This window comes from Enterobacter cloacae complex sp. S3 (assembly GCF_014930495.1).
Classification (GTDB): Bacteria; Pseudomonadota; Gammaproteobacteria; order Enterobacterales; family Enterobacteriaceae; genus Enterobacter; species Enterobacter asburiae_B.
On the sequence record NZ_JADBRD010000028.1, the window covers coordinates 155360 to 165992 of the forward strand.

8 protein-coding genes are annotated in these 10633 nt (G+C 52.9%); 5 read left to right on the forward strand and 3 right to left on the reverse strand.

What is annotated here, in order from left to right; genetic code table 11:
• Positions 1 to 29 precede the first annotated feature (29 nt).
• The 5 genes from IM317_RS16765 to aspC all read left to right on the forward strand — a co-directional run bounded on the left by IM317_RS16765 (position 30) and on the right by aspC (position 7361).
• Entirely contained in the window at positions 30 to 1322 is a 1293-nt protein-coding gene (locus IM317_RS16765; RefSeq protein WP_172421299.1) for a site-specific integrase, read from the forward strand.
• Positions 1323 to 1506: 184 nt separating this feature from the next.
• Entirely contained in the window at positions 1507 to 2709 is a 1203-nt protein-coding gene (gene pncB / locus IM317_RS16770; RefSeq protein ID WP_033145108.1) for a nicotinate phosphoribosyltransferase, read from the forward strand.
• 166 nt (positions 2710 to 2875) lie between these two features.
• Positions 2876 to 4276 (forward strand): asparagine--tRNA ligase, encoded by a 1401-nt coding sequence (gene asnS, locus IM317_RS16775; RefSeq protein ID WP_033145107.1) that lies wholly within the window; start codon positions 2876 to 2878, stop codon positions 4274 to 4276.
• Between the two features lie 606 nt (positions 4277 to 4882).
• Complete coding sequence (locus IM317_RS16780) at positions 4883 to 5986, forward strand: porin (protein WP_047651295.1); 1104 nt, start codon at positions 4883 to 4885, stop codon at positions 5984 to 5986.
• A gap of 184 nt (positions 5987 to 6170) precedes the next feature.
• Positions 6171 to 7361: an aspartate transaminase gene (aspC, locus tag IM317_RS16785; RefSeq protein WP_033145106.1), complete on the forward strand. Its 1191-nt coding sequence runs from the start codon at positions 6171 to 6173 to the stop codon at positions 7359 to 7361.
• A 49-nt stretch (positions 7362 to 7410) separates the two neighbouring features.
• Here aspC and IM317_RS16790 read toward each other — a convergent pair whose 3' ends face one another.
• The 3 genes from IM317_RS16790 to ldtD all read right to left on the reverse strand — a co-directional run bounded on the left by IM317_RS16790 (position 7411) and on the right by ldtD (position 10628).
• On the reverse strand, positions 7411 to 8058 hold the full coding sequence (locus IM317_RS16790; RefSeq protein ID WP_033145105.1) for an MBL fold metallo-hydrolase: 648 nt from the start codon (positions 8056 to 8058) through the stop codon (positions 7411 to 7413).
• A gap of 20 nt (positions 8059 to 8078) precedes the next feature.
• Positions 8079 to 8630: a YcbK family protein gene (locus tag IM317_RS16795; protein WP_033145104.1), complete on the reverse strand. Its 552-nt coding sequence runs from the start codon at positions 8628 to 8630 to the stop codon at positions 8079 to 8081.
• A 174-nt stretch (positions 8631 to 8804) separates the two neighbouring features.
• On the reverse strand, positions 8805 to 10628 hold the full coding sequence (gene ldtD / locus IM317_RS16800; protein ID WP_033145103.1) for a L,D-transpeptidase: 1824 nt from the start codon (positions 10626 to 10628) through the stop codon (positions 8805 to 8807).
• Between the last annotated feature and the right edge of the window lie 5 nt (positions 10629 to 10633).

Genomic DNA, 10633 nt, shown 5'->3' on the forward strand with positions numbered 1-10633 from the left:
AGCGGGCTCTTGGACGTCAGGAGGGAATAATGGCTAAGTCAGCATACCCAACAGGCGTGGAGAATCATGGCGGTACGCTCCGCATATGGTTCATCTATAAAGGCAGCCGGGTTCGTGAAAGCCTCGGCGTGCCGGATACACCAAAAAATAGAAAGGTCGCTGGCGAGCTGCGCGCATCGGTGTGCTTCGCGATAAAAACCGGCAACTTCAACTATTCCGCCCAGTTTCCGGATTCGGCAAATCTGAAGAAATTTGGGGTTGAGAGTAAGGAGATAACTGTCTTAGAACTGGCAAATAAGTGGTCAGACCTAAAGCGAATGGAGATCAGTTCAAACACGATGAGCAGGTATGAATCCATCGTGAAAAACATGCTGCCGCGTATCGGCGAGAACAATCTCGTTTCGTCTGTCACTACTGAAGATTTGCTGTATGTAAGAAAGGAGTTGTTGACCGGTTTTCATGTGATGAAGAAGGACCACCGCCATCAGGTAAAAGGAAGAAAGTCATCCACGGTGAATAATTACATGATGCTGATGGCCGAAATCTTCCAGTTCGGCGCTGACAACGGCTACACAAAGGAGAATCCGTTTAGCGGAATTAACCGTCTCAAGAGGGCAAAGGGAGAACCAGACCCTCTTTCTACAGATGAGTTCATCAGGTTTATACGGGCGTGTGGCCACCAGCAGATGCAAAACCTCTGGTCTCTGGCGGTCTATACCGGCATGAGGCACGGGGAATTGTGCGGTCTGGCATGGGAGGACATTGATCTGCAGGCGGGCACTATCACGGTGAAACGCAATCTGACCCAAACGGATGAGTTCACCCTGCCAAAGACTGATGCTGGTACTGACAGAGTTATCTATCTTATTCAGCCAGCTATCGACGCACTGAAGAGCCAGGCGCATCTTACTCGACTTGGCCGGCAGTACGAAATAGAGGTGAAACTGCGCGAGTATGGACAGGCAGTTATGCATCCATGCACATTCGTTTTCAGCCCACAATGCATCAAACGTGGTCCGCGAAGAGGTTATCACTACGCGGTTAATTCTATTAACAAGATTTGGGCTCCAATTATCAAGCGCGCAGGCATACGCTACCGGAACGCGTACCAGTCAAGACACACTTACGCTTGCTGGTCATTGTCTGCCGGGGCAAACCCAAACTTCATAGCTACGCAGATGGGCCACACAGATGCCCAGATGGTTTATAAGGTTTACGGAAAGTGGATGTCGGAGAAAAGTGCCGAGCAGGTGTCCATTCTGAACCAGGCTCTTTCGCATTTTGCCCCACCCATGCCCCAGACCATTACACAGGTTCTCTAAAAACAATTAAAATCAGATGATTAGCAATGTTACTGCTACATTTGTATAACACGGGGCACAAAATGCCCTCGACCATAAAACGCGCTTATGTTGTGATCGGGGTTCAATAAATCACTAAACAAGGTATACTCCGGAGTTGTTTATTGTACTAAACGCTCCTGTGAGAGGATGCTACTGCGCACCTATGACTCAATTCGCTTCTCCAGTTCTGCATACGTTGCTGGATACCGACGCGTATAAACTGCATATGCAGCAAGCCGTTTTCCACCATTACTATGACGTTCACGTCGCGGCGGAATTCCGCTGTCGTGGCGACGACTTGCTCGGTATCTACGCAGACGCCATTCGTGAACAGGTCGATGCTATGCAGCATCTGACGCTGCAGGACGAGGAATATCAGTGGCTTTCTGGCCTGCCCTTCTTCAAAGCCGACTACCTGAACTGGCTGCGCGATTTCCGCTATAAGCCGGAGCAGGTCAGCGTGGTTAACGATAATGGCAAGCTGGATATTCGCCTTGAAGGTCCGTGGCGGGAAGTGATCATGTGGGAAGTGCCGCTTCTGGCGGTGATCAGTGAACTGGCTCACCGCTACCGTTCGCCGGAAAAAGGCGTCGAGCAGGCGGTCGCCGCGCTGGAAAATAAACTCGCAGCCTTCTCCACGCTGACCGAAGGGCTGGACTTGTCCCGCTTCCGCCTGATGGACTTTGGCACGCGTCGCCGTTTCTCGCGTGACGTTCAGGAGGCCATCGTTAAACGTCTGCAGCAGGAGCCATGGTTCGTGGGCACCAGCAACTACGATCTGGCACGACGCCTCAGCCTGACGCCAATGGGCACCCAGGCGCACGAGTGGTTCCAGGCGCATCAGCAGATCAGCCCCGATCTGGCTAACAGCCAGCGCGCGGCGCTGGCCGCATGGCTTGAAGAGTACCCGAATCAGCTCGGAATTGCCCTCACCGACTGTATTACGATGGATGCTTTCCTGCGCGACTTTGGTCCCGAGTTCGCTGAACGTTACCAGGGATTACGGCACGACTCCGGGGATCCGGTTGAATGGGGCGAGAAAGCCATTGCCCATTACGAAAAACTCGGCATTGACCCGATGAGCAAAGTGCTGGTCTTCTCGGATAATCTCGACCTGGCGAAAGCGGTCGACCTCTATCGCCATTTCAATACCCGTGTGAACCTGAGCTTCGGGATTGGTACCCGTCTGACCTGCGATATTCCTCAGGTAAAACCTCTGAATATCGTCATCAAACTGGTGGAATGTAACGGCAAGCCGGTGGCGAAACTCTCCGACAGCCCGGGTAAAACCATCTGCCATGACAAAGCATTTGTCCGCGCATTGCGTAAAGCGTTCGACCTCCCCTTGATCAAAAAAGCCAGTTAAGCGCTTACGGGAGCCTTTATGGCTCCCTTCTTATTATTTATTTCTCAATTCTTCTCTTTTGACTGCGAAATTTACTTGTCTGATAGCGGATGGCAGGTAACATAGATATCCCCCCATAAGGGTGGACAAGTGTTTATTTTTTCCGACTATTAACAGAGAGAATATTATGAGCGTTGTGCCTGTAGCCGACGTACTCCAGGGCCGTGTCGCCGTTGACCAGGAAGTCACCGTGCGCGGATGGGTGCGTACCCGCCGAGATTCTAAAGCTGGCATCTCCTTCCTCGCCGTCTATGACGGTTCCTGCTTTGATCCTGTACAGGCCGTCATTAATAATTCTCTGCCCAATTACAATGATGACGTTCTGCGACTGACAACGGGTTGCTCCGTCATTGTTACCGGCGTGGTTGTGGCTTCACCGGGTCAGGGCCAGAGCTTCGAAATTCAGGCCACTGCGATTGAAGTCACCGGCTGGGTTGAAGATCCGGATACCTATCCGATGGCGGCAAAACGCCACAGCATCGAATATCTGCGTGAAGTCGCCCACCTGCGTCCGCGTACCAACCTGATTGGTGCGGTGGCGCGCGTGCGTCATACGCTGGCGCAGGCGCTGCATCGTTTCTTCGATGAGCAGGGTTACTTCTGGGTGTCTACCCCGCTGATCACCGCGTCCGATACGGAAGGTGCCGGTGAGATGTTCCGCGTTTCGACGCTGGACATGGAAAACCTGCCGCGCACGCCTGAAGGTAAAGTGGACTATGACAAAGACTTCTTTGGTAAAGAAGCCTTCCTGACGGTATCTGGTCAGCTCAACGGCGAAACGTACGCCTGTGCGCTGTCAAAGATCTACACCTTTGGCCCAACCTTCCGCGCCGAAAACTCCAACACCAGCCGTCACCTGGCGGAATTCTGGATGCTGGAGCCTGAAGTGGCGTTCGCCAACCTCGACGATGTCGCTGGCCTGGCAGAAGCCATGCTGAAGTATGTGTTCAAAGCGGTGCTGGAAGAGCGTCCTGACGACATGAAATTCTTCGCAGAACGCGTAGACAGCGATGCTGTAGCGCGTCTGGAGCGTTTCGTCTCTGCCGACTTTGCGCAGGTGGACTATACGGACGCGGTGGCGATCCTCGAGAAATGCGGTGAGACGTTCGAGAACCCGGTTTACTGGGGCGTTGACCTGGCGTCTGAGCACGAACGCTATCTGGCCGAGAAGCATTTCAAAGCGCCGGTTGTCGTTAAAAACTACCCGAAAGACATTAAGGCCTTCTATATGCGCCTTAACGAAGACGGTAAAACCGTGGCAGCGATGGACGTACTGGCGCCTGGCATTGGTGAAATCATCGGTGGCTCTCAGCGTGAAGAACGTCTTGACGTGCTGGACGCGCGTATGGAAGAGATGGGCCTCAACCCCGCTGACTACAGCTGGTACCGCGATCTGCGCCGTTACGGTACCGTACCGCACGCCGGTTTTGGTCTGGGCTTCGAGCGTCTGATTGCCTACGTTACCGGTGTTCAGAACGTACGAGACGTGATCCCATTCCCACGTACTCCACGTAACGCCAGCTTCTAATCGGTAAAAGACTGAAATGGCCAGCAGATGCTGGCCATTATTTTATTCTGTATTGTCAGTTTTCGTCAGCGCAAAGTCAGCGTCTTTAAACCTTCCCCCCGTCACAACCACTACCTGTTACGTTTTGTTTCCGCGAAATATCCAGCCACAAAAAATAAACCCCATTCTTATTGCGATTATTACACCCTCAAGCGATAGCACAAATTTCGACCAATCTTACAGCCATCCGGAAGGCCTTTTGCAGTCATAAGAAAAAACGAGCCGTTTAAGGTCTGTTTATACGAATCGCCTTTATCTCAATTAATCATAAGGAATTCATATATATAGGATAGCCCTTGCTGTTTAATTCGCCAGGGAGTTCTGAAGTTTGAGATGGTTCACAAAGTTCCCAAAAATACATATTTAGTTACACATATTTTCTTTCTGTTACTTAATCTTGAGAATTGTAGCACTTTCAGGCTAGCGAAACGCTTCGCCGAATGGAAAGATGCCTGTCAGATACATAAAGACACCAAACTCTCATCAATAGTTCCGGAAATATTTATTGACAGAATTTATTGACGGCAGTGGCGAGTGTCATAAAAAAACCAATGAGGGTAATAAATAATGATGAAGCGCAATATTCTGGCAGTGGTAATCCCTGCCCTGCTGGTAGCCGGTGCAGCTAACGCTGCAGAAATCTATAACAAGAACGGCAACAAACTGGACTTCTACGGTAAAGTTGTGGGCGAACACGGCTTCACCACTTCTGGCGTACACAAAAACGCTGACTCCTCTTACGGCCAGATCGGCTTCAAAGGCGAAACTCAGATCAACGACCAGCTGACCGGTTACGGTCAGTGGGAATACCGTGCACGCGCCGGTGCAGCTGAAGGCGATCAGACTAACGTAACTCGTCTGGCTTTCGCTGGCCTGAAAATCGCTGACGCGGGTTCTCTGGACTACGGTCGTAACTACGGTATCGTGTATGACGTAGAATCCTACACCGATATGGCTCCGTCCTTCTCTGGCGAAACCTGGGGTGGCGGCTATGTTGATAACTACATGACCAGCCGTTCTACTGGCCTGCTGACCTACCGTAACAACAACTTCTTCGGTCTGGTTGATGGTCTGAACTTTGGCGTTCAATACCAGGGTAAAAACGATCGTAAAAACCTGAATGAAGCAAACGGCGACGGTGTTGGCCTGTCTCTGGGCTACGAGTTCGGTGAAGGCTTCGGTCTGATCGGTGCCTACAGCACCGCTAACCGTACGCTTGAGCAGAAAAAAGATGGTAAAGGCGATAAAGCTGAATCCTGGGCTGTTGGCGCGAAATACGACGCGAACAACATCTACCTGGCGACCGTTTATGCAGAGACTCGCAACATGAGCCGCCTGGGTAACAGCGGCGAAAACTATGTTCCGAATGATGATGGTAATGTTTATAACATTGCTAACAAGACCCAGAACTTTGAAGTTATCGCTCAGTACCAGTTCGACTTCGGCCTGCGTCCTTCCGTTTCTTACGTTCAGTCCAAAGGTAAAGACCTGAACGGCATCGGCGACCGTGACCTGGCGAAATACATCACCACTGGTGCGACTTACTACTTCAACAAGAACTTCAACGTGTACGGTGACTACCGCTTCAACCTGCTGGACGACAAAGATGCGTCCACCAGCTGGGTTGGCTCTGACAACCAGGCTACCGTTGGCGTAACCTACCAGTTCTAATCAGTACACCACTTTGTTATATGCTTAATGAACAGGGCTTCGGCCCTGTTTTTTTATGCGTGACAGAAAATAATGGCGACTTTTGAAAAGCCGCACGCTTTTCGTCGCAAACGGTTGGCATTTTGTAAATCTACCGTTAACCTGATAGCGGATTTCACTTCTGTAATCACAATGGAACTTCGTCATGTTTGAGAACATTACCGCCGCTCCTGCCGACCCTATTCTGGGCCTGGCCGATCTGTTTCGTGCCGACGACCGCCCTGGCAAAATCAACCTGGGTATTGGTGTATATAAAGATGAAACCGGCAAAACTCCGGTACTGACCAGCGTTAAGAAAGCTGAGCAGTATCTGCTGGAAAACGAAACCACCAAAAACTACCTCGGTATTGATGGTATCCCTGAGTTTGGTCGCTGCACCCAGGAGCTGCTGTTCGGTAAAGGCAGCGCAATTGTGAGTGACAAACGTGCCCGTACAGCACAGACCCCAGGCGGTACCGGTGCGCTGCGCGTAGCGGCGGATTTCCTTGCGAAAAACACCTCTGTTAAGCGCGTATGGGTGAGCAACCCAAGCTGGCCGAACCACAAGAGCGTGTTTAACTCTGCGGGTCTGGAAGTGCGTGAATATGCATACTACGACGCGGCAAACCACTCTCTCGACTTTGACGGTCTGCTGGCGAGCCTGAGCGAAGCGCAGGCAGGTGACGTGGTTCTGTTCCACGGCTGCTGCCACAACCCAACCGGTATCGATCCGACGCTTGAGCAGTGGCAACACCTGGCGAAACTGTCCGTTGAAAAAGGCTGGCTGCCGCTGTTTGACTTTGCCTACCAGGGCTTCGCCCGTGGTCTGGAAGAAGATGCCGAAGGCCTGCGCGCGTTCGCAGCCGTTCACCAGGAGCTGATTGTCGCAAGCTCGTATTCCAAGAACTTCGGTCTGTACAATGAGCGCGTGGGTGCCTGTACGCTGGTTGCCGCTAACGAAGAGACCGTCGATCGTGCGTTCAGCCAGATGAAATCGGTTATCCGCGCGAACTACTCTAACCCACCGGCGCACGGTGCGTCTGTTGTTGCCACTATCCTGAGCAACGATGCGCTGCGCGCTATCTGGGAACAAGAGCTGAACGATATGCGTCAACGTATTCAGCGCATGCGCCTGCTGTTTGTGAACACACTGGCTGAGAAAGGCGCGGACCGCGACTTCAGCTTTATTATCAAACAGAACGGCATGTTCTCGTTCAGCGGCCTGACCAAAGAGCAGGTTCTGCGTCTGCGTGAAGAGTTTGGCGTGTACGCCGTGGCCTCAGGCCGCGTGAACGTTGCTGGCATGACGCCTGACAACATGGCGCCACTGTGCGAAGCGATTGTCGCCGTACTGTAATTTGCGTCCATAAAAAAAGCCTGCGTTATGCAGGCTTTTTTTATTCTGGTTACCAGACAGGCATCTCATCCTGAAGGAACGGATTATGGAGCCGTTCGTAGCCCAGCGTCGACATCGGACCGTGTCCAGGGATAAACGTAACGTCATCACCCAGAGGCAATAACTTTTGTTTAATCGACTGAATCAGCTGCCCGTGATCGCCGCGCGGAAAATCGCTGCGTCCTACGCCACCTTTGAAGATCACATCGCCGGAAATCAGCAGACGGGACTGGTCATCAAAGAAGACGATATGGCCTGGCGTATGCCCAGGACAATGCAACACCTGTAAAGTCACATTCCCTACGTTAACTCGCTCTCCTTCGTTCAGCCAGCGATCGGGCGTCAGGGGCTGACACTCATCAAGGCCAAACATGCGGCTTTGGGCGGGTAACCCCTGCAGCCAGAACTCATCTTCTTTTTCCGGACCGACGATCGGCACACCGTAGTGTTTAGCGAGTTCAGCCGCTGCACCCACATGGTCGAGGTGACCGTGCGTCAGTAAAATCTGCATGAGCGTCACGCCGCTGTCGGCGACTTCCTGCTTGATTTTCTCAGCGTCACCGCCGGGATCGACAAGCGCGGCCAGTTTAGTCTGTTCGCACCAGATCAATGAACAATTCTGGGAGAACGCGGTAACCGGAATAATACGATAGTTCATACTGCTCCTGTGTTTCGTTATTACCAGTGCCGAACCGGACCGGTATCAATATGCACAAAATTGCTGCTGGGGTAATATCCTACACCACCTGCGCGCATAGATAACGCGGCTTTGCGAATATTGGCTAACGAAACGCCTTCAATATGGAAATCCATTGCCTGTCCCTTCGTGTGATAGCTTTTTTTGGCTACCCCGCGACTGTGGGCGCGCAGTTCATTATTGGTATCAATCGAACGATAGCCAGAAATGAGCTGCACCGGCCTGCTGGTGCCCAGCAGGCCCTGAAGGCGGAAAATCTGATCAAACAGTCCTGGATCGATGGCTTTTATTTTATTCGCGCGGAAATCACGGAAAAAATGGTTAAGTCTTGCTAATTCATCCTGAATATAGCCTCTGCCATCGAAAAACTCCGCTTTTAGCGACTCACCGGTATGCAGGTTATTGAGCGTTAAAACTCGCGGACGAGGTGTCGAGAGGGTGGCAAATGCTGGCGTCGGCAAGATGGCCGCTGCGCCAAGCGCAACACCACCTAACGCCAGCAGTTTGCGGCGATTAGCGTCAAATTTGTCCATGATAATCAGGTCTACAGGTAAAAGAAATCGTAATATGCTTAGCGCACGAAGGGCACCTTAACTGGCAAAACCAGGTACGTCAAGGCGCCCAACCCCAGTGAATACGCGGCTTACAGCGATATTGCCCCCTATTCACCCTAACTTACGACAATCATTTTTCCCGAACTGCTTCATTTACCTGATTAATTGTTCCGCTTTTGGCAAAATTTGTGCGCCGGATCGCGCGGTGAGATCATAATTGTAAATATCTGTACGATACTGGGTACGCCCGTCCTCACCCACAAATGCCGTCAGATAGTAAAGATTGACCGGAATATTGTGGCGAATATTCACGTAACGCGTATCCCCCTGCTTCAGGGCATCCGAGATACGCGTATCGTTCCAGCCCGCATCCTGCAACAGCATATTGGCCAGCTCTGAAGCTTTGTTCACGCGCACACAGCCAGAACTCAGCGCGCGCGTATCTTTCTGGAACAGATTGTGGTTCGGCGTATCGTGCAGATAGATCGCTTCTGAACTCGGCATGTTGAATTTGTAGCGCCCTAAAGAGTTATGCGCTCCGGGAGCCTGCTGGAAGCGGAACGGCAGATTCGACGCTGTGATGGTCGACCAGTCGACCATATAAGGATCGATGGCCTCTTTACTGTTCCATCCACGCATCACCGTGTAGCCATGACGCTCCAGATAACCCGGATCGTTCCAGACTTTCGGCAGAATGTCTTTACGCGCCAGCGTCGGCGGTACGTTCCACGGCGGGTTAACAACCACGTTATTCAGCGCGCTGCTCATCATCGGTGTTTTACGATCCGGACGCCCGACAATCACGCGGGACGCCAGCACTTCGCTGCCGTTCTGGTAATAGACCAGGGAATACGCCGGGATGTTAACCATAATTCCGGTAGAGAGCGTTCCCGGCAGCAAGCGCAAACGCTGGATATTGAGCGCCAGCACCCCTGCCCGCTGCGCAGGCGATACGTTCAGCCAGTCGCGCGTCGTCTGGCCAATGACGCCATCGGCCCCCAGCCCCTGAGCGGCCTGGAACTGTTTAACGGCCGCAACCAGCTCGCGATCGTAAGCAGCGGGTTTGTTGCTCAGGGCAACGGCTTTCTTCTCTTTAACTGGCGCTGACGGGCTGACGGCGACGTTTTGTGGATCGTCACCCGGGAGAACAATCTTTGGCCCGCCGTCAAGAAGACCAGAACGCGTCAGGATCTCGCGCAGGGCAGGAACATCGCTGCTCCACTGCCCCGGACGCAGCGTCGCGGTGCCGCGCATCTGCGGCCATGGACGCGTGTCCCCCACCAGCGTGAGGAGCGACTGGTGCAGAGTGGCATAGTGTGGATGCGCCGGTGCCAGGCTGGCAATAAAGCGCGGCAGTTCGCCATTGTCCAGCGCGAGCTGCCACTGGTTAATCACCGACAGCGCCGGCGTCGCCAGCTTGTACGGCTTATCGCTGTACAGCCAACGGTTGCCGTTGACCGGAATACCCGCCACGAACTGCAGGTAGCCCATCATGGCATCGGAAAGCACCACGTCCCGCGCCTGCCCGGTGACGGCAGGATCGGTTAACAGCTCAACCCACTTTGTAAACTGCGGCTGAAACCCTGCAATCGCAACCTCTGCCAGCTGCTGCTGGAAGGCGCGCACGGCATCGCGATTTTCCCACATCGGTTTCATATCGCGGGCAGCATAGAGGAGCGTGAGCTGGTTGATATAGACAGGCGTGTAGCCTGACGGCAGCTCCGACTGCAGCTGCTGGCTGAGCGATTCCGCGTCGATGCCTTCCGGCAGCGGTTTAATTCCGGCCATGATAGCCGTCGCCGGAGACTGCTCCAGCGGCTGGGACAACGACGTTGGCTGCGCGCCTGTCGTTGCCGAGCTGTCAGTCGGCACAATTTCAGGCTCGTCGGCCTGGGCGGTTAACAGCGGAGCAAACATCACTGCCAGGCATAAACTCAGCGCAGACAGCTGACGACCACATTCTTTCTTTAGCAACATCCCTT

What these genes read in the sequence shown, in the direction of transcription:
- IM317_RS16765 (WP_172421299.1), top strand. Translation starts at nt 30, where the DNA reads ATGGCTAAGTCAGCATACCCAACAGGCGTGGAGAATCATGGCGGTACG.
- pncB (WP_033145108.1), top strand. Translation starts at nt 1,507, where the DNA reads ATGACTCAATTCGCTTCTCCAGTTCTGCATACGTTGCTGGATACCGAC.
- asnS (WP_033145107.1), top strand. Translation starts at nt 2,876, where the DNA reads ATGAGCGTTGTGCCTGTAGCCGACGTACTCCAGGGCCGTGTCGCCGTT.
- IM317_RS16780 (WP_047651295.1), top strand. Translation starts at nt 4,883, where the DNA reads ATGATGAAGCGCAATATTCTGGCAGTGGTAATCCCTGCCCTGCTGGTA.
- aspC (WP_033145106.1), top strand. Translation starts at nt 6,171, where the DNA reads ATGTTTGAGAACATTACCGCCGCTCCTGCCGACCCTATTCTGGGCCTG.
- IM317_RS16790 (WP_033145105.1), bottom strand. Translation starts at nt 8,058, where the DNA reads ATGAACTATCGTATTATTCCGGTTACCGCGTTCTCCCAGAATTGTTCA.
- IM317_RS16795 (WP_033145104.1), bottom strand. Translation starts at nt 8,630, where the DNA reads ATGGACAAATTTGACGCTAATCGCCGCAAACTGCTGGCGTTAGGTGGT.
- ldtD (WP_033145103.1), bottom strand. Translation starts at nt 10,628, where the DNA reads ATGTTGCTAAAGAAAGAATGTGGTCGTCAGCTGTCTGCGCTGAGTTTA.